The sequence below is a fragment of the Caballeronia sp. dw_276 genome, from assembly GCF_018449635.1.
Classification (GTDB): Bacteria; Pseudomonadota; Gammaproteobacteria; order Burkholderiales; family Burkholderiaceae; genus Caballeronia.
Genome location: NZ_JAAVUV010000004.1, coordinates 302,260 through 320,737, shown reverse-complemented (window position 1 = coordinate 320,737; position 18,478 = coordinate 302,260). Strand labels below are relative to the sequence as shown.

Genomic DNA, 18,478 nt, shown 5'->3' with positions numbered 1-18,478 from the left:
AATGACCGATCAAGAAAGACTGCATCCGCTGCGTCCGTTCCTAAAGAACTGGGTTTGGGAGCACGGTCGAATCGGGACGCGGTATCTCGACTGCACAGACGGCGCCATCAAGTTCGATGAAGGCAAGAAATCCCATTTCGCCGCCGAGAAATACTTTTATGTCCCTCTCGACAAGGACCTTCAGGAAACCGCTACCGCGGAAGGCCCTGTGATACAGGAAGCGGGGCTTGCCCGCTTCTTGCGGGCGGCGCAACTGGGTACGCCGGCGGAGGCCGGTTCTGTCGCCGACGTTCAACGCGCCGTTCAGGATTGCATGGATCTAGGCATCTTCAGCGCGTATCAACGGGAGGCCCGTGAAGCATTCGCGCGCTACGCAGAAGAACCCATGTTCGATGACGAAATCCGCGCGGCCGTTGTTGAAGACATTCGTCGCGCTTACGCCGGGATGCGCGCGCAACTGGCGCTCTACGACTTCAGCGTGCTTTACGGTTTGCCGACGCCGCTGCTGATCAGCGAGACGCCGTTCATCGACTGGCGGGTTCGCGCGAAGCCGGCGCAGCCGTTCGTTTCCCTTCCGCTTGGACCTTATTGCCTGCTGGTAGGCGCGCCGTCGGGCAGGAGCAGCCGCGTTGGCCCGGTGGTCTGGAAGGCCGCCAGCGCGATGGGACCGTTGAAGGACCACAACCGGCACATCGCAGAACATGCGCGGCTGTGGCTGGTGGCGACGACGGATGATCAACTGATCGCGGAGCAAGGCCGCTTTGCTCCCCCCGCCGATCCCGCTAAAGAGAACGCTTCGAAGCCGTGACGACGGCCCGGCCCGAATGTCCGGCGCCAAGTATCATCTTTCGCTTGACCTCAACCGGACGGGTGGCTGAATGCAAGGAACAGCGCAAGAAGCAGGGCACAAAGCAGGGCACGAACAACGATGTGACGTCGTAGTTGTCGGACTCGGCGCGATGGGCGCGGCGACGCTTTATCAACTCGCCAGGGCGGGCGCCAGTGTTGTTGGTATCGACCGGTTCGCGCCGCCGCACGATCAGGGTTCGAGTCACGGCGATACGCGCATCACCCGCCTGGCTGTAGGCGAAGGCGCGGCTTACATCCCGTTTGTGCGCAGATCGCACGTGATCTGGCGTGAGCTGGAAGCCGAAAGCGGCGAAGCGCTTTTCGAACAATGCGGCGTGCTCGTGATGACATCCAGCGAAGCGCCCGCACGCCATCACGGCTCGGAAGATTTCACGGGGAACACCATCGAACTGGCGCGCCGTTACGGCATAGACCACGAAATACTGCACGCCTCGCAAATCAAGGCGCGCTTTCCCCAGTTTGGTCCGATTCGCGACGATGCCATCGGTTACTTCGAACCCGAAGGCGGTTTCGTGCGGCCGGAGAAATGCATTGCGGCACAACTGGACGCCGCGCGAAACCTCGGCGCGGCCGTCATCACCGGCGAGACGGTTTCATCGATCGAATCTGAAGGCGGCGTTGTGCGAATCAAAACCGGCGAGCGGACGATCATGGCCAACAAGGCGATTGTGTGCGCCGGAATGTGGTCCGCGAATCTGCTGGGTGAACCCTTCAGCGCGTTGCTGAAGGTCTGCAGGCAAAAGCTGTTCTGGTTCAAGCTCGAAGAACCATCCATATTCCCGCAACTTTCCCCGACCTTCATCCTCTCGCACGGCCCGTTGGAAACGGATATCTGCTACGGCTTTCCGCCCATCCCCGGCGAGGGAAGCATGAAGATCGCGACCGAGCAATACACCGCGCTGGATTCCATCGATACACTCGATCGCACCGTCTCGGACGAAGAAGTCGCGCAGATGTACCAATCCCATCTCGCGGGAAACTTCGCGGGCGTAACGCCGGAACTGGTCAAAGCCGCTGTTTGTACCTATACGGTCACGCCGGACTACGGTTTCATCATCGATGATCACCCTGCGTTCGCCAATGTAACCGTGGTTTCCGCCTGCTCGGGGCACGGCTTCAAGCATTCAGCGGGCATCGGCGAGGCGGTGGCGCAACGCACGCTCACCGGACGAAGCGATGTCGACCTCTCAGCGTTTTCGCTGAGCCGTTTCGGCGCCCGGTAATATTTGCGCAACGGTTGATCGGCGCGCGCCATTCTTCAGTGAATTGGCCGTAGAATGCCGCGCTTATCGGGGAATTGCTTTGCAGGCCGGAGCCTCACAATTCATCCATGCCAGTCGTTTTGGCAACTTTAAGAAACCAATCGGTTCGGGGATGAAATGAGCACGTTGATGTGGGTCTTGTCTGTGTGGGCGATGGCGGCACTCCTGGTCGTGTTGTTCGTGCATGGCGCGAGCGTCAAGTCGAAGCCGCCGGGCAAGCGCAAACCGGCCGATGCAAAGGTTCCGGCCGGTTCAACGGAGAATCTGCGTCGCGTTTCTTACGAAGGCTGAAGCTTTCGGATTACGTCGGGCCGAAACGAAAAAGCCGCGCTTGGTTTCAAAGCGCGGCTTTTTCTTATTGCAACAGCTACAACCTCAATCCGCAGGCCGCATCTTCGCCACTTCGGCGTCCGACGGCTGGACGCTCGCACCATCGATATACCGGTACGACGTCATCACGCCCTTGCCGTCCTTGAGCGCGGTCGTGCCAACGTACGCGCCCATGGTCGACTGATGATCCTGCGCGCGATACGAAATCGGGCCGAAAGGTGTATCGACGGACAAGCCCTTGAACGCTTCGGAAAGTTTCTCCGAGTCGGTCGACTTGGCCTTCTTCAAGCCGTCGGCAATGGACATCAGCGCCGAATAACCCACCACCGATCCCACCCGCGGATAGTCGTGAAATTTCGCCTGGTACGCCGCGACGAACTTCTTGTTCGCGGGGGTATCGATGGAATACCACGGGTAGCCCGTCACGATCCAGCCAACCGGCGCCTCAGCACCCAACGGATCGAGATACTCGGGCTCGCCGGTCAGCAACGACACCACCGAACGATCCTTGAACAGACCACGCGTATTCCCCTCGCGCACGAACTTGCCCAGGTCAGCGCCGAATTCGACGTTGAAAATGGCGTCGGGCTTGGCATCGGCGAGCGCTTGCGTGACGGCGCCGGCGTCGAGCTTGCCGAGCGGCGCTGCTTGATCGGCGACGAACTCGACATCCGGCTGCGCCGCTTTCAGCAAGCGCTTGAACGTGGCGACCGCCGACTGTCCATACTCGTAATTCGGATACACCACGGCCCAGCGTTTCTTGTGCAGCTTCGCCGCTTCGGGCACGAGCATCGCGACCTGCATATAGGTGGATGGACGCAACCGGTACGTGTATTTGTTGCCGTCCTGCCAGACGATCTTGTCGGTCAGCGGTTCAGCGGCCAGGAAGAAAATCTTGCGCTGCTTCGCGTAGTCGGCGAGCGCGAGACCCGTGTTCGATAGGAAGCCGCCGAACAACAGCGACACCTGTTCGCCCGTCGTCAGTTCCTGTGCGACGCGAACCGTATCGCCCGGATTGCCGTTGTCGTCGCGCGAGATGACTTCGAGCTTCTTGCCATCGATACCCCCGGCCGCGTTGACTTCATCCAGCGCCATGTTCCAGCCATTCTTGTACGGCCCGAGGAACGCCGGCTGCGCCTTGTAGCTGTTGATTTCGCCAATCTTGATGGTGTCGGCAGCCGCCGCGCCGCTCGACGCCAGGGCGGCAGCCAATGGCGCAAGCATCAGGACGGTCATGCGCAGCCGCGATCCAGCACGCGTGGTCATAGTTGTTCTCTCCAGGATGGGTGCTGATGAAATATCGCTTTATACACTCAGGTACGCCCGTCGCACGGCTTCGTCGCGGGCAAGTTCTTCTATGGTGCCGCTGAACCGGATCTGCCCTTTTTCAAGCACGTACGCGCGGTCGCTGACCAGTTCGGCAAAGTGCATGTTCTGTTCGGAAAGAAGAATGGAAAGCCCTTCCCGCTTCAATTCAAGGATCATGTTCGCCATCTGCTCGACGATGATCGGCGCCACACCTTCCGAAGGTTCATCGAGCAGCACGAGATACGGATTGCCCATCAGCGTACGCGATACGGTCAGCATCTGCTGCTCTCCGCCGCTCATCTGGCTGCCGGGACGGTTCGGCATCTCGCCGAGATTCGGAAACAGCTTGAAGAGCTTTTCGGGCGTCCATCGCGGCGCGTTTTCGCGTGGCGGCTGGCGGCCCGTATCGAGATTTTCCATCACCGATAAATCGCCGAACACGCGCCGGTCTTCCGGAACGAAACCCATCCCAAGCCGCGCGATCCGATACGGCGGCATGGTCGAAATATCCTGGCCGCAAAAGCTGATCGCGCCGCGCCGCGTGGGCAGCATGCCCATCAGGGCTTTCATGGTGGTCGATTTGCCGGCGCCGTTGCGGCCCATCAGCGCGACCACTTCGCCGCGACCGACTTCCAGGCCGACGTCATAGAGAATCTGCGCGCGGCCGTAGAACGCGTTCAGGCCCGAGACTTTCAGCATGGCCGTCATCAAGCGACTCCGTCTTCAGCCAGCGAAGCACGCGGCATGAACGATTTGCCCGTGCCGAAGTAGACCTCGCGTACACGGGGATCGTTGCGCACGGTCTCGGCATCGCCTTCGCGGATCAGTTTGCCGCGCGCGAGAACGATGAGTTTATCGGCGTAAGCGAAGACCACATCCATGCTGTGCTCGGTGAAAAGCACGCCGAGCTTGTGGTCGATCACGAGTTGCTTGGTCAGCGCCATGAGGTCGTTGCGCTCCTTGGGCGCCATGCCCGCGGTCGGTTCGTCCATCAGCAGAAGTTTCGGCTTGTTGGCAAGCGCAATGGCAAGTTCGACGCGTTTGACATCGCCGTAAGCGAGCACGCCGCAGGCGCGGTTTGCGTGCGCCGCCATGCCGACTTGTTCGAGCAAGGCGAGGGCTTCGTCCGCATGAAGCGATGGCGCCGGTTTCCACCAGTTGAACAACTCGCGATCGCGCGAGACCAGCGCCATCTGCACGTTTTCGATGACGGTCATGGAGTTGAACGTGGCCGCGATCTGGAAGGTCCGGCCCACGCCCAGGCGCCAGATGTCACGCGGACGTTTGCCGGCGATCTCGTGGCCGTCGAAGAGGATGGAACCCGAGCTCGGCTTCAACTGGCCGTTGAGCATGTTGAAGCACGTCGATTTGCCCGCGCCATTCGGGCCGATCAACGCAAGCAGCTGCCCAGCTTCGAGGTCGAAGGAGACATCGTCGACCGCCTTGAGGCCGCCGAACGACTTCGCAAGATTCGATACCCGCAGCAAGCTCATAGCGCCTCCTTGGCCGGTTGCGGCGCGGCGCCGTGATCGGCGTTGCGGCGTGAGTCGAGCTTGTGCTGCACGAAGCCCACGATACCCTGCGGAAACGCAATCACGAGAACCAGGATCGCGCCGCCGAGCAGCGCTTGCCAGTAGTCGGTCTGACGCGCCACGGTATCCTGCAGCCACGTGAACACCGCTGCGCCGACAATCGGTCCTGCCAACGTCTGTATGCCGCCGAGCAGCACCATCACGAGGCCATCGACCGAGCGACCCACGCTGATCACTTCCGGCGAGATGGAACCCTTGGAGAACGCGTACAAGGACCCGGCCAGCCCGCAAAACAGCGACGCAATAATGAACGCGACCCACTGAATCCGTTTTACATCGATACCGATGGCTTCTGCGCGCAGCACCGAATCACGCGAGGCGCGCATTGCATAGCCGAGCGGCGAGAACAACATGCGCCTGAGCATCCACACGCCGATCACCGCGAAGAACAAGGTCAGGTAGTAATACGCGATCGGCGAACTCAGCCACGCCGATGGCCAGAGGTTCAGAATGCCGTTGCTGCCGCCCGTCACCGCGTCCCACTGATACACGATCGACCATACGATCTGTGCGAAGGCGAGCGTCAGCATCGCGAGATAGACGCCCGATAAACGCACGCAGAACCACCCGAATACCAGCGCGCCTAAGCCCGCGAGCACGGACCCGAGGATGACGGCGGCTTCCATCGGCAGGTTGAGGACTTTCAGGAATAGCGCTGCACCGTAGGCACCGAGTCCGAAGTACGCGGCATGGCCGAACGAATGCATGCCGCCCGGTCCCATGATGAAATGCAAGCTCGTCGCGAACAGAACGGCGATCAGGATTTCAACGAGGAGCACCGGCATGTACGGAAACACGCCAGACAACAACGGCGCGAGCAACAGCACCGCAAGCACGATACCGGCGAATATCTTCAGCCGCGAATCCGCGCGGCGCAGCGGGGTTTCGGCGAACGCCATGGTGCGAACCGCGGTTTGGGCGCGGCCCAGCAGGCCCCAGGGCCGCACGACCAGCACGATCGCCATCACCACGAACTCCGCCACGAGCGTGAACTTGCTGAGTGAAAACACGACGCCGCCAATGGTCACATCGCCAATGCCGATGCACAGCGCCTTGATCTCCGCGATCAGCAACGCGGCCACGAACGCGCCGGGAATCGAACCCATGCCGCCGACCACCACGACCACGAACGCGTTGCCGATGGTATCGAGGTCGAGCGAAAGATTCGCCGACATCCGCGGCACTTGCAGCGCACCCCCGAGCCCCGCGAGAAATGCGCCGATAAAAAACACGCCCGTAAAAAGCCACGCCTGGTTGATGCCGAGCGCGCCGAGCATCTCGCGGTCGCTCGTCGCCGCACGCACGAGCGTGCCGAGCCGCGTGCGCGTCAGCCCGAACCACAACACAGCGAGCACGATGGGACCGATCACGATCAGCGCGATGTCATAGGTCGGCAGCGAATGGCCGAGCAGGTTGACCGCCCCGCCGAGCAACGGCGCACGCGGGCCGAACAAGTCTTCGGGACCCCAGATGTAAAGCGCGGCATCGCGAAAAATCAGCACGAGCGCGAAGGTCGCGAGCAAGTGGAACAGCTCGGGCGCCTGATAGATCCGCCTGAGCACGATCATTTCCACGAGCGCGCCAATCACGGCTACGACGATGGCTGCTGCGAGCATCGAAAGCCAGAAACCGGCGACGGTGGAACCGAAGCGGCTCGCAATGCTATAGGCCACGTACACGCCAAGCATATAGAAAGAGCCATGCGCGAAGTTGACGATACGCGTCACGCCGAAAATCAACGACAGACCGGATGCGACCAGAAACATGGCGCATGCATCCGCTAGTCCGTTGATGAGTTGCACAGCCAGATTCGACAACATCGACGCCTCTATCGCTTGGGTTTCGTCAGGAACACGGCGCTCGTCTTGCGCAGCGCGGGTTCAGACCGTCAATACATGTACACGCTCTAATTCTAGTCTTCTATGCAATGAGCGTGCCTGTTTTCCGGCTAGTGACTTGTACTAGTTATTTTGGCTTTCTGTCATTCAATAGAAGGACTTTAGGGCTGACAGCCCGCTGACTTACAGGTAGATCAATGTTCCGCATTGCACCTTTAAAACCCAGCGTACACGCCATAATCTCTTTTGCGGTGCGAGGGTCCCACTATTGGTGCAATGCCGCGAGGCGTACCACGAACCGATGCGACGCCTCGCTGATTATAGGAGCCGAGAGATGAAGTCGCCGATGCCGCGATTGTCAATGCGCGTGCTTGCGAACCCGCGCCGATGCCTGCTCAAGATCCTTCCACGGCGCTTCGTTCGGCGCGAAGCTCGCGCGGATATAGGTCACGAGGTCGGCCATCTGACGGTCATCGAAGGAATCCTTGAAGCCGGGCATGTAGCCGAGGGCATCGGTGGCGGGGACATCGATACCGTTCTGAATGACCTTCAGCAAATTGTCCGGCGTGGCTTCGCTCACGCTCGTATTCAACGACAACAACGGCCGCACGCCAAAGTTGCCCACACCACCCGTCGCCGCATGGCACACCGCGCACGCGCCATCGAATATACGACGGCCGCTGTCGAGGCCTTGCACCGTGACGGCTTCCGAGGACTGCGCGACCCTGGTCGGCTCGGCAACTTCCGCCGTGGGCGATAACGACGCCACGTAATGCGCCATCGCGCGGACATCGGCTTCGGGCAACGTCGACAGACTCGCGACAACTGGCGCCATGGGGCCAGCCGCGACGCCGTGCTCGTGCGAGAAACCCGTCTTCAGATAATCGTAGAGCGCCTGTTCGGTCCACTTGACGGGCGCTTTCGAGTTGCCGACCAGCGACGGCGCGACCCATCCCTCGGCGCTGCCGCCCGTCATGTACAAACGCCCGCCTTTTTCAGCTCCAAACGCGTTGCGCGGCGAATGGCATGCGCTGCAGTGGCCGGCGCCATCGACGAGATATCGGCCGCGGTTCCATGACGCCGAGCGCGCCGGGTCTGGCTTGAACTCGCCCTGCTTCAGATAAAGCGCGTTCCAGCCCGCGACCAGCGCACGCTGATTCAGCGGGAATGGCAAACGCGTTTGCGGCGGCGAGTTTTCGATGGCCGGCTGCGACATGAGATACGCGTACAGCGCGGTCATGTCGGCTTCGCTCATCTTCGTGAACGCCGTGTACGGGAACGCGGGATAAAGATGATGGCCGTCGCGCGAAATGCCCTGCCGCATCGCGCGATCGAACGCGGCGAACGACCAGTTGCCGATGCCCGTCTTCGGGTCAGGCGTGAGGTTGGTGGTGTAGACCATGCCGAACGGCGTTTCGAGCCCGAGCCCGCCCGCGTTGACCGCGCCGCCGGGTGCGGTGTGGCAGACGGCGCAATCGCCGAACTCGGCGATCTGGCGGCCGCGCGCGATGGTGGCCTCCGACCACGTGGAGGCTAATGGCCGCGCGATGGGTTCTATCGGCGCACGTAGCGGCCATAGCGTGCACGCGAGGCCGATCACGCCGCCCAGGCTGCCGGCCGCAAGCAAAGCCTTCAGCGAGCGTTTGCCGCGCCTTGGCGCGCCGACCATTGGCGACGCCGAGCCACCCAGCGCCGCGCGCACGCGTTCCGGCGTGAATGGCGGCGCGCGAAAGCGCACGCCGGTGGCATCGAAGAGCGCGTTGGCAATGGCCGCGGCGGCCGGTGAGGCATCGATGCTTTCGGCCGTCAGTTCTGCGGGAACGTCCGCGGACGACGCCAACGCCAGTTCATGCGAAACCGCCTGAGCGCCGGGCGTTTCATCGTGCGATGGACGCGCGGTAAGCCGCAACCCAAGCGCGCGCGATGCCGCCGCAGCGATCAGCCGAGCCGGTACGCCGCCTATGCTGCCCAACTTTCGGCGCCCGCTTGCACGCCCCGCCACCACGCGCTTGACCGCCACGTCGCCGGTCGCACGATTGACATCCAGATCGACGATCCACGCGGAATACGCGGGCGTTGCGGGATCGGTTTTGTGTTCATCGAAAGCGAAACCGCGACCGTGGGCAATATCCGTATTCGATTGCTTCGGCTTGCCGCCCCACGCGGCGCGTTCGGCGACCGTATTTATCAGTTCGCGCGCGCCGTCGTATTCCACGGGATCGAGATGATCGAGCCGGAACGACACGGGATCGCGGTTGTTGTCGCGTGCGATTTCATCGATGAACGATTCACGCGCGAAGGTATGGGCCGCGCTGGGAATGAGCCTGGCGGGATCATCGATCAGCGTTTTCGCGCGGCGGGACACATATGGCGTTGGATCTTGCGCGGTAGCTTCGTCACCGGAAACCCCCGGCGTTCGCGCAACGTATTGCCAGTCGAGCAGCGCGCCTTGATCGTCCAACGAAGCCGCGATTGAAAACGTCGCCTCACGCGCCGTCAATACCGACACAAATCCGCCGATACACACCGCGCTACCAACTTCGTTCATCAACGTTACAGCGGCTACGGCGGCGTGCGTGGCGAGCGTCGAGTCGACGCTTTTTTCCAGCGAATGAATTTCGATGCCATCGGCGGAAAATCCCGTCGCGTTGACGAGCTTCGCGACCAGGTCGGCATTCGCCGGTGCGCTCGTCCAAAGGGAAACGCAGTCGCCGTCAACGCGCGCGATCGCCTCGCATGGCGTGAACGTATCCGGGTAAAGCGGCCATGCGTAATGCGCTTCGTGCGGCAGACCCGCGAGCGGAACCGGCAGCGAAACATCCGCATCCGGAGTACCAACAACGCGGCGCGCGGCATCGCACGCAAGATCAAAACGGTCGGCCACGAACGCCGCCACGTTCCCCACGACAACACAACGCACGCCTTCTGTGTGCAATTCCGGGGCACGCTGCAGCAACGCCGCGTCGAAGTCCAACACCACGCACGCGTATAGCATCGACTCGGGCAGCAGCACGGGTTTGCCGGAATCTCGTTCACGCATGACGTCCATCAGATCAGCGCCCTTTTTCGCGTTTCAGATATTCCACCGCACGATGCACGGCCTTCATGATCTCGATGTGCGTACCGCAGCGGCACAGGTTGAAACGCAGCGCGTCGCGAATCGCCGCGTCATCGGGCTCGGGATTGCGATCGAGCAAGGCCTTCGCGCTCATGATCATGCCGTTGAGACAATAGCCGCACTGCGCTGCCTGTTCATCGATAAAAGCGCGCTGGATCGGGTGCAGCGAATCCACGGTTCCAAGCCCTTCGAGCGTAACCGTTTCCCGTCCGATGGCCGCCGCGACCGGCACCACGCATGATCGCGCGGGACCACCGTCGAGCAGTACCGTGCACGCACCGCATTGCCCGAGGCCACAGCCATACTTCGGCCCGTTCAGCTCGAAGTCGTTACGTAAGACGTAGAGCAAGGGCGTGTCGCGCGTCACGCCTTCGAGCGTACGCGATGAACCATTGACGCTCAACGTCATGTGTTCTGAAGCCGACGATGCCGACACGCTCATGTCTGGGTCTTCTAATTTAGGCCGCAGCCACCGAAGCCTGCTTCGCCGCCGGCGACTTCAACGGCTCGTTGAATACGTCATACGCAAATACCCACGCCGGATCTTCGTTCGTGCGCAACCACGTGTTGTTGTGCGACACCAGTTGCACCTTCGAAGCACGCTCCGCGCGATTCGCTTCGTACAACGCAAACGCGTTCGTGTAATCGTTCACGCCGATCTCGTCGAGGCAACGTGTCAGCATGGCCGCATCTTCGATCGCCATGGCCGCGCCTTGCGCCATGTGCGGTTTCATCGGATGGCAGGCGTCGCCGAGCAGGACCAGGCGGCCACGGCTCCACAACGGCAACGGATCGCGTTCCAGCAGCGGCCACTTCGTGACTTCCGGCGTGGCGTCGATCAGCTTTTGCACCGACGGATGGTAACCCGCGAAAACTTCGCGCATCTCGTCGCGGCTGCTCGGCGCAACCGATTGTCCCGCCGGCCACTCGGCTTGCGGAACGCCCGTCACGTAATAGATTTCATCGCGCTTGGACGTGACGTAATACACCATCATGTGACGATCTTCCGACCACCACTTGACGCACAGGTCGAACGGATCGGTGCCGAGCAACGACGCCGGAAACACCGCGCGATGCGCCACATAACCCGTATAACGCGGCGGTTCCGCGCCGAGCAAATGATCGCGGATCTTCGAGTTCACGCCATCGGCGCCGATCACGATGTCAGCCGTCTCAACGCTGCCATCCGCAAATGTCAGGCGCACGTCCTTGTCGGTTTCTTCGATATTGGTCAGGCACTTGTTGAATTCGATGGTGCCCGGCGCCACGGCTTCGGTCATCAGCGCATGGAAATCCCCGCGATGCACCGTCAGGTATGTCGCGCCATATTCCTTCACCGCGAAATCGCCGAGCGGAATCTGCGCGATCGCCTCGCCGCTTTTCCAGTCGCGGCTGTACCAGAAGTCCGGATGCGATCCCATGACGTTCAGCGCATCTTCGCAACCGATGCGACGCATGATCTTCATCACGTTCGGCCCGAGATGGATGCCCGCGCCGAGACGCGAGAACGCCGGCGCCTGCTCGTACAGGCGCACTGAATAACCGGCGCGCTGCATCAAGGCGGCCGCCGCCGTTCCTCCAAGGCCCGCGCCAACAATCGCGATACGGGGTTTGCTCATGATGATCTCTCCATGTCTGGCGCTCGGGCGAAAAGTCCTTCAGCCGAGCCTGTTGAATGAACTGATATCGAGTGTACACATTGCATTATTTTGGGTAAAGAAAATTTTCAATTGCTCTCGATAAGTGCGGTGAAGCCCTTTATCGGTGCGATTTATAAGGGTTTTCACCAACATAAAGCATTGCTGCACCATTAAAATTTATTTGTGGAATCTTGTTATATTCCAACGTGTACACTAGACTTTCCTGACGCATTCAATGAACCACGCAAGCTGCCCCGTGCGGCCCACGAAATACGGAGTCGAACAGATGACCAAAAGCTTCCGCATCGGCCAGATCGTGCCGAGCTCGAATACCACGATGGAAACCGAGATCCCGGCCATGCTGCTCGCGCGTCAGACCATCCGCCCGGAACGCTTCACGTTCCATTCGAGCCGCATGCGCATGAAGAAGGTGGTGAAGGAAGAACTCGCGGCCATGGACGCGGAATCGGATCGCTGCGCTCTGGAATTGAGCGACGCGCGCGTGGACGTGCTGGGTTATGCCTGTCTCGTCGCGATCATGGCGATGGGTCACGGTTATCACCGGGTGTCCCAGAAGCGCCTGCACGAACGTACGGTCGAAAACGGTGGCTCGGCGCCGGTCATTACGAGCGCGGGCGCGCTCGTCGACGCGCTGAAGGTGATCAAGGCGAAGCGTATTGTGGTGGTCGCGCCTTACATGAAGCCGCTGACCGAACTCGTGGTGGATTACATCCGCTCGGAAGGATTTGAAGTCGTGGATTACCGTGCGCTCGAAATTCCCGACAATCTGGACGTCGGCCGTCACGATCCGCGCCTCTTGCCGGAAATCGTGAAGGCGCTGAACTACAAGGACGTCGATGCGATCGTATTGTCGGCGTGCGTGCAAATGCCATCGCTTGCTGCGGTGCCGCAAGTGGAAGCAATGACGGGCAAGCCGGTAATCACCGCCGCGATTGCCACGACCTACGCCATGCTGCGCGAACTCGATCTCGAACGCGTCGTGCCGGGCGCAGGCGCGCTGTTGTCGGGCGCATATTGATCGGCTCGCCGGACCTTTCATTGAAAGCTTTCGACTCATCTACGGACTCCGCGATGGACTCAACTTTGCTCTACGGCGCGAACGTCAATGCCAACGGCATTCGCCAGCATTTCCTGCGCTACGGCGGCGCCGACGGCGTGCGCACCAACCGCCCTGCCGTAATCCTCATCCCCGGCATCACGAGCCCGGCGGTCACGTGGGGTTTTGTCGGCGAAGTGCTCGGCCGCCAGTTCGATACCTACGTGCTCGATGTCCGAGGCCGGGGTTTGTCGGAGGCGTCCGCAACGCTCGACTACAGTCTCGACGCGCAAGCCGCCGATGTCATCGCGCTGGCACAAACGCTCGGTCTTGAACACTATGCGCTCGTTGGCCACTCCATGGGTGCGCGCATTGCAATCCGTGCTGCCCGCACTGCGCCAAAAGGCCTGACGCGCACGGTTCTCGTCGATCCTCCCGTGTCCGGTCCCGGCCGCCGCGCATATCCGGCGAAGCTGCCGTGGTACGTGGATTCGATCCGCCTTGCAGTGAAGGGTATCGACGCGGAAGGCATGCTCGCCTTCTGCCCGACCTGGACTGAAGAACAACGTCGCGTGCGCGCGCAATGGCTCCATACCTGCGACGAACGCGCCATGCTCGCCTCGTTCGATGGTTTCCACACCGACGATATCTACGCCGACCTGCCGCTCTTGCGCGTGCCGTCGCTGCTGATCACGGCTGCACGCGGCGACGTCGTCCTCGACGAAGACGTGAAGGAAATGCAGGCGCTCGCACCCGGCTTGCTGCACACGCGCGTGCCGGACGCCGGCCACATGATTCCGTGGGACAACGAAGCCGGCTTCTACGAAGCATTCGGCGATTTCCTCGGCGCCAAACTCATCTAAGGAGCTGTCATGCCTATCAGCGATTACGAAATGATTGCCGCGTGGAAAGAGGTGTTGACGTTGTCGAAGCTGGAGGCCGGCCAGACCGTCACCATCCTCACGAGCGCGTCCACGCATCCGCAGACGCTTTCGAGCGCGCTGATCGCCACGCAGTCGATGGGTGCGATCGTCAACCGGCTCGACCTGTTGCCGGTAAACGGCGAGAAAGCGCTGAGCCGCGATTCGCTGGCTTACCTCGGCACGACGCCGTTGACCGGCAATCACGCGGCCATCGCGGCGTTGAAGGAAAGCGATCTCGTGCTGGACCTGATGACGCTGCTGTTTTCGCCCGAGCAGCACGAGATCCTCAAAACCGGCACGAAGATCCTGCTCGCCGTCGAACCGCCGGAAGTCCTCGCGCGCATGGTTCCGACCGAAGCCGACCGCACGCGCGTGCGCGCGGCGGCGGCGCGGATCACGGCATCGAAGGAAATGCGCGTGAAGTCGAAGGCGGGCACGGAACTGGTCTGTCCGCTCGGCGAATTCCCGGCGATCTCGGAATACGGTTTCGTCGATGAACCCGGCCGCTGGGATCATTGGCCAAGCGGTTTCGTGCTGACGTTCCCGAACGAAGGCCAGGCAAGCGGACAGATCGTGATCGATCGCGGCGACATTCTCTTGCCGCAAAAACGCTACGTGTCCGATCCGATCACGTTGACGGTGGAAAACGGTTACGCAACGCGCATCGATGGTGGCGTGGACGCCGCCCTGCTCAGCGATTACATGGCGTCGTTCAACGATCCCGAAGGTTACGCGATCTCGCATATCGGCTGGGGTCTGCAGCCGCGCGCACGCTGGTCGACGCTCGGGCTCTACGACCGCGAGGCGACCATCGGCATGGATGCACGCGCGTTCGAAGGCAACTTCCTGTTTTCGCTTGGGCCCAATAACGAAGCCGGCGGCAAACGCACCACGACGTGCCATATCGACATCCCGCTGCGTCATTGCGATGTGATGCTCGACGGCGACGCCGTGGTCCGCGACGGCGTGGTGATGGACCGCTAACCCAATCTTGAACCGGAGCATTTGAATGAGCGACATCCAGAGCCACGCGGAATCCGGCGTCTACAAGCAACAGGGATTCGGCACGCCGTTGCCCGTGAAAGGCAATATCGGTTTGCTGATCGTGGACTTCGTGGTCGGCTTCGCGGACCCGAAGACTTTTGGCGGCGGCAATATCGCGCCGGCTATCGAACGCACCACGCATTTGCTCGCCGCCGCACGGCGCCACAAATGGCCGGTTGCGCATAGCCGTATCGTCTATGCCGCCGATGGCAGCGACGACAACGTCTTCTCGCTGAAAGTCCCCGGCATGGCGACGCTGACGGAAGATCATCCGAACAGCGCGATCGTGCCCGAACTCACGCCGGCAGCCGGCGAACTCGTTGTACGCAAGACCGTGCCGTCCGCGTTCTTTGGCACGCAGCTCGCGCCGTGGTTGTCACAGCGCGCGGTGCAGACGTTGATCGTGGCGGGCGCGGTGACGAGTGGATGCGTGCGCGCGAGCGTCGTCGATGCCATGTCGCATGGCTTCCGGCCGCTGGTTATTTCTGATTGCGTCGGCGATCGCGCCATCGGTCCGCACGATGCCAACCTCTTCGACATGCAGCAGAAATACGCCGCCGTGATGACGCTCGATGAAGCGCTTTCGAGTATCGAAAATCGCTAGGGCAGTCACTCCAAACCGCGCCTGAATCAACTCGTTTTTCACCTTGAAGCGTCCTGTGGGTAGAGCCCACGGGACGTTTCGACACGCCTGAAGCAATAACCCTAACTAATTGATTTATAACGATATTTTGTTATAAATCTGTTGCTTTTCGGATTTTGGTTTCGTAACTTTAGAGGTGCCGCGACGCTCACGTCTGCACCTGAAAACAGCGTAGTCGTCGCCCCTCGCGGAACTCGATGTACCCGCGTCTACAACGAAGTCATCCAGCCAAAATTCATGACTCATTTTTCGCGTTCGCTTTACTCACGCAACCGGATGTTCAAACCCGCGGCCGCCACCGCCGCTGTCATCGCTACAGCAACCTTGCCCCACGCGGCCCATGCGCAAGTCACGCTGTACGGCGCGGTCGATTCGGGCATCACCTGGGTGAACAATGTGCGCACAACGGCCAACGCCGCAGGCAATTTCACGGGCGGGTCCGTCGCGCGCATGGCGAACGGCGTGGTGTGGGGATCGCGTTTCGGCTTCAAGGGAACCGAAGATCTCGGCGGCGGCAATCAGGCCATCTTCACGCTTGAAAACGGCTTCACGCCATCGAACGGCGCACTGGGAAACAACGGGCGTTTGTTCGGACGGCAGGCGTTCGCGGGTTTATCGAATTCGAAGTACGGCACGGTCACGCTGGGCCGCCAGTACGACTCGGCGAACGAGTACGTGGGCAACATGATCTACGGCATGGGCAGCAGTTTCGTGCACGTCGGCGACCTGGATCATCTCGACACCATCGCGCGCGTCGATAACGCCATCAAGTACACGAGCCCGCTGTTGAGCGGCTTCCGCTTCGGCGGTCTGTATTCGTTCGGCGGCACGGCCGGCACGATGTCATCCGGCTCGACGTGGAGCGTCGGCGGATCGTACGCGCAGGGACCGCTCGCGCTGGCAGCAAGCTATGTGGACATGCGCCGCTCAGTCACCGCCGATCCAGCCACATGGACCGCGACTGCGGACAGCGTGTTCAATTCATCGGTGAATGAAGGGTATGCGAGCGCTGCGAGCGCCAAGTTCGCGGCGCTCGCAGCGCAATACCAGATCGGCGGATTGCGCGCAGGTCTGACGTACACGAATACGCGATACATAGCCGGAAGCAACTCGCTCTTCGATGGCTCCGCCGTCTTCGACAACTACACCACTTACCTCAAATACCTCGTCACGCCGGCGACGCAACTGTTCGCCGAATACGGCTACACGGCGCGCCACGATGTATCCACGTCGAAGGGCGAAGCCGGCACGGCGCACTACAACCAGTACGTGACGGGCATCAACTACTCGCTCTCAAAACGCACCGGCGTCTATGCGCAGGCCGTCTACGTGCGCGCCAGCGGCAATGCGGTCAACGCGCGCGGTCAGATCGTCGCCGCGACCGGCGTGGCCGGCGACCTGACGCTCGGCGCATCGGCCGCGACCGCCGGACAGTTCGCCGGAACGCTCGGGCTTTATCACCTGTTCTGAACGTATTCACAGCAACTTATTTCAGTCGGATTTTCAGGAGACACCTCATGTCGACCCCGATCACGGACACTGCGCGCGGCACGCTGCACACCGACGCCCAGGCAGAACGCGAGCTGTACCGCAAGCTCACCTGGCGGCTGATTCCGTTCTTTTGCCTGTGCTATTTCTCGGCTTATCTGGACCGCGTGAATGTGGGCCTCGCGAAACTGCAGATGCTCGATGCTCTGCATTTCAGCGATACCGTCTACGGACTCGGTGCCGGCCTCTTTTTTGTCGGTTATATCCTGTTCGAAGTGCCGAGCAACCTGATCTTGCAGAAGGTCGGCGCGAAGCTCTGGATTGCGCGGATCATGGTCACGTGGGGCATCCTTTCCGGCCTCACGATGTTCGTCAAAACGCCCGGCCAGTTCTACGTGCTGCGTTTCATGCTGGGCGTGGCCGAAGCGGGTTTTCTGCCAGGCGTGCTGCTGTACCTGACAAACTGGTTCCCCGATGCACGGCGCAGCAAGATCATTGCGCTCTTCATGATGGGACTGCCGTTGTCGAGCCTGATCGGCGGGCCGTTGTCCGGCTGGATCCTGACTTTCTTCGATGGCATGCACGGCTGGCAAGGCTGGCAATGGCTGTTCGGGCTGGAGGCATTGCCGTCCATTGTGCTCGGTGTGCTGGTGTTCTTTTACCTGCCAAATACGGTGGAATCGGCCAAGTTTCTCGATCACGATGAACGCCGGCGCCTGAAGCACGATCTCGCGCAGGAATCGCACGCAGGCAAGGGACATCGTCTGCGCGACGCGTTCACGGACCCGAAGGTGTGGGCGCTGGGTTTGATCGATTTGTGCGTGCTGCTGGGGACGTATGCCATCAGCTTCTGGCTGCCCAGCATCATCCGCGATTCGGGCGTAAAAAGCGCGCTGGAAATCGGCATGCTGACGGCAATTCCGAATGCGCTCGCCGTGATCATGATGCTGGTGACAGGCGCGAGTTCGGACAAGTATCGCGAACGCCGCTGGCATATCGTCGTGCCGTTTGCATGCACGGCGTTTGGTCTGATTGCGAGCACGTTCTTCAGCGGCAGTACGGCGATTACCGTGATCCTGTTGTCGATTGCGAATGCAGGCGTGGCCGCGGCAATGCCGGTCGTTTGGGCGCTGCCCTCCACGTTCCTGCGCGGCACGGCGGCGGCTGCGGGCATCGCGTTCGCATGTTCGATCGCGAACCTCGGCGGTTTTGCAAGCACCTACGTGCTCGGCTGGATGAAGGACACCACGCACAGCATGAGCGCCGGCTTGATCACCTTCGGCATTTGCATGCTGGCCGGATGTCTCTTGGCGCTGGCGATGCCCAAGAGTATTGTTAATCGATAAACGCATTTTCTGGATAACG

General features: G+C 61.2%; 16 protein-coding genes. 9 read left to right on the top strand and 7 right to left on the bottom strand.

All coding sequences use genetic code 11. The features are described 5' to 3' along the window. Window position 1 precedes the first annotated feature (1 nt). The 3 genes from HB633_RS10290 to HB633_RS10280 all read left to right on the top strand — a co-directional run bounded on the left by HB633_RS10290 (window position 2) and on the right by HB633_RS10280 (window position 2,423). Window positions 2-808, top strand: a complete 807-nt coding sequence (locus tag HB633_RS10290; RefSeq protein ID WP_213777996.1) for a hypothetical protein — start codon at window positions 2-4, stop codon at window positions 806-808. Between the two features lie 70 nt (window positions 809-878). Then, a complete protein-coding gene (gene solA, locus HB633_RS10285) occupies window positions 879-2,093 on the top strand; it encodes an N-methyl-L-tryptophan oxidase (protein ID WP_213777995.1) in 1,215 nt (404 codons plus the stop codon). A 156-nt stretch (window positions 2,094-2,249) separates the two neighbouring features. Continuing rightward, window positions 2,250-2,423, top strand: a complete 174-nt coding sequence (locus HB633_RS10280) for a hypothetical protein (protein ID WP_213777994.1) — start codon at window positions 2,250-2,252, stop codon at window positions 2,421-2,423. An 84-nt stretch (window positions 2,424-2,507) separates the two neighbouring features. Here the strand turns inward: HB633_RS10280 and HB633_RS10275 are convergent, their stop codons facing one another. The 7 genes from HB633_RS10275 to HB633_RS10245 all read right to left on the bottom strand — a co-directional run bounded on the left by HB633_RS10275 (window position 2,508) and on the right by HB633_RS10245 (window position 11,937). Further along, window positions 2,508-3,728 (bottom strand): ABC transporter substrate-binding protein, encoded by a 1,221-nt coding sequence (locus HB633_RS10275; protein ID WP_213777993.1) that lies wholly within the window; start codon window positions 3,726-3,728, stop codon window positions 2,508-2,510. Between the two features lie 39 nt (window positions 3,729-3,767). Continuing rightward, window positions 3,768-4,481, bottom strand: a complete 714-nt coding sequence (locus HB633_RS10270) for an ABC transporter ATP-binding protein (protein ID WP_213777992.1) — start codon at window positions 4,479-4,481, stop codon at window positions 3,768-3,770. Next, the gene (locus HB633_RS10265; RefSeq protein WP_213777991.1) at window positions 4,478-5,263 is read right to left on the bottom strand and encodes an ABC transporter ATP-binding protein; all 786 of its coding nucleotides are present in this window, start codon (window positions 5,261-5,263) and stop codon (window positions 4,478-4,480) included. Before HB633_RS10265 ends, HB633_RS10270 begins: the two co-directional genes overlap by 4 nt. Next, the gene (locus HB633_RS10260; RefSeq protein ID WP_213777990.1) at window positions 5,260-7,182 is read right to left on the bottom strand and encodes an ABC transporter permease; all 1,923 of its coding nucleotides are present in this window, start codon (window positions 7,180-7,182) and stop codon (window positions 5,260-5,262) included. Before HB633_RS10260 ends, HB633_RS10265 begins: the two co-directional genes overlap by 4 nt. Before the next feature lie 376 nt (window positions 7,183-7,558). Next, window positions 7,559-10,249 (bottom strand): c-type cytochrome, encoded by a 2,691-nt coding sequence (locus tag HB633_RS10255; protein ID WP_255580850.1) that lies wholly within the window; start codon window positions 10,247-10,249, stop codon window positions 7,559-7,561. A gap of 4 nt (window positions 10,250-10,253) precedes the next feature. Beyond that, window positions 10,254-10,727 carry a (2Fe-2S)-binding protein gene (locus tag HB633_RS10250; protein ID WP_255580874.1) on the bottom strand — a complete coding sequence of 158 codons (474 nt, stop codon included), beginning with the start codon at window positions 10,725-10,727 and terminating at the stop codon, window positions 10,254-10,256. A gap of 49 nt (window positions 10,728-10,776) precedes the next feature. Continuing rightward, on the bottom strand, window positions 10,777-11,937 hold the full coding sequence (locus HB633_RS10245; RefSeq protein WP_218626717.1) for an FAD-dependent monooxygenase: 1,161 nt from the start codon (window positions 11,935-11,937) through the stop codon (window positions 10,777-10,779). Between the two features lie 307 nt (window positions 11,938-12,244). On the opposite strand from HB633_RS10245, the gene HB633_RS10240 reads away from it, so the two are divergent. The 6 genes from HB633_RS10240 to HB633_RS10215 all read left to right on the top strand — a co-directional run bounded on the left by HB633_RS10240 (window position 12,245) and on the right by HB633_RS10215 (window position 18,459). Then, complete coding sequence (locus HB633_RS10240) at window positions 12,245-12,997, top strand: Asp/Glu racemase (RefSeq protein ID WP_213777988.1); 753 nt, start codon at window positions 12,245-12,247, stop codon at window positions 12,995-12,997. Between the two features lie 53 nt (window positions 12,998-13,050). Next, window positions 13,051-13,878: an alpha/beta hydrolase gene (locus HB633_RS10235; RefSeq protein ID WP_213777987.1), complete on the top strand. Its 828-nt coding sequence runs from the start codon at window positions 13,051-13,053 to the stop codon at window positions 13,876-13,878. A 9-nt stretch (window positions 13,879-13,887) separates the two neighbouring features. After that, window positions 13,888-14,922 carry a 2,5-dihydroxypyridine 5,6-dioxygenase gene (locus HB633_RS10230; protein ID WP_213777986.1) on the top strand — a complete coding sequence of 345 codons (1,035 nt, stop codon included), beginning with the start codon at window positions 13,888-13,890 and terminating at the stop codon, window positions 14,920-14,922. Between the two features lie 25 nt (window positions 14,923-14,947). Then, on the top strand, window positions 14,948-15,586 hold the full coding sequence (locus HB633_RS10225) for an N-carbamoylsarcosine amidohydrolase (RefSeq protein ID WP_213777985.1): 639 nt from the start codon (window positions 14,948-14,950) through the stop codon (window positions 15,584-15,586). 276 nt (window positions 15,587-15,862) lie between these two features. Continuing rightward, the gene (locus HB633_RS10220; RefSeq protein ID WP_213777984.1) at window positions 15,863-17,095 is read left to right on the top strand and encodes a porin; all 1,233 of its coding nucleotides are present in this window, start codon (window positions 15,863-15,865) and stop codon (window positions 17,093-17,095) included. Window positions 17,096-17,142: 47 nt separating this feature from the next. Beyond that, complete coding sequence (locus HB633_RS10215) at window positions 17,143-18,459, top strand: MFS transporter (protein ID WP_213777983.1); 1,317 nt, start codon at window positions 17,143-17,145, stop codon at window positions 18,457-18,459. Window positions 18,460-18,478 lie beyond the last annotated feature (19 nt).

Bases quoted from the DNA above. Each gene is read 5' to 3' on its own strand.
- HB633_RS10225 (WP_213777985.1), top strand. From the start codon at position 14,948: ATGAGCGACATCCAGAGCCACGCGGAATCCGGCGTCTACAAGCAACAG.
- HB633_RS10245 (WP_218626717.1), bottom strand. From the start codon at position 11,937: ATGAGCAAACCCCGTATCGCGATTGTTGGCGCGGGCCTTGGAGGAACG.
- solA (WP_213777995.1), top strand. From the start codon at position 879: ATGCAAGGAACAGCGCAAGAAGCAGGGCACAAAGCAGGGCACGAACAA.
- HB633_RS10280 (WP_213777994.1), top strand. From the start codon at position 2,250: ATGAGCACGTTGATGTGGGTCTTGTCTGTGTGGGCGATGGCGGCACTC.
- HB633_RS10230 (WP_213777986.1), top strand. From the start codon at position 13,888: ATGCCTATCAGCGATTACGAAATGATTGCCGCGTGGAAAGAGGTGTTG.
- HB633_RS10215 (WP_213777983.1), top strand. From the start codon at position 17,143: ATGTCGACCCCGATCACGGACACTGCGCGCGGCACGCTGCACACCGAC.
- HB633_RS10265 (WP_213777991.1), bottom strand. From the start codon at position 5,263: ATGAGCTTGCTGCGGGTATCGAATCTTGCGAAGTCGTTCGGCGGCCTC.
- HB633_RS10250 (WP_255580874.1), bottom strand. From the start codon at position 10,727: ATGACGTTGAGCGTCAATGGTTCATCGCGTACGCTCGAAGGCGTGACG.
- HB633_RS10240 (WP_213777988.1), top strand. From the start codon at position 12,245: ATGACCAAAAGCTTCCGCATCGGCCAGATCGTGCCGAGCTCGAATACC.
- HB633_RS10275 (WP_213777993.1), bottom strand. From the start codon at position 3,728: ATGACCACGCGTGCTGGATCGCGGCTGCGCATGACCGTCCTGATGCTT.
- HB633_RS10220 (WP_213777984.1), top strand. From the start codon at position 15,863: ATGACTCATTTTTCGCGTTCGCTTTACTCACGCAACCGGATGTTCAAA.
- HB633_RS10255 (WP_255580850.1), bottom strand. From the start codon at position 10,249: ATGGACGTCATGCGTGAACGAGATTCCGGCAAACCCGTGCTGCTGCCC.
- HB633_RS10290 (WP_213777996.1), top strand. From the start codon at position 2: ATGACCGATCAAGAAAGACTGCATCCGCTGCGTCCGTTCCTAAAGAAC.
- HB633_RS10260 (WP_213777990.1), bottom strand. From the start codon at position 7,182: ATGTTGTCGAATCTGGCTGTGCAACTCATCAACGGACTAGCGGATGCA.
- HB633_RS10235 (WP_213777987.1), top strand. From the start codon at position 13,051: ATGGACTCAACTTTGCTCTACGGCGCGAACGTCAATGCCAACGGCATT.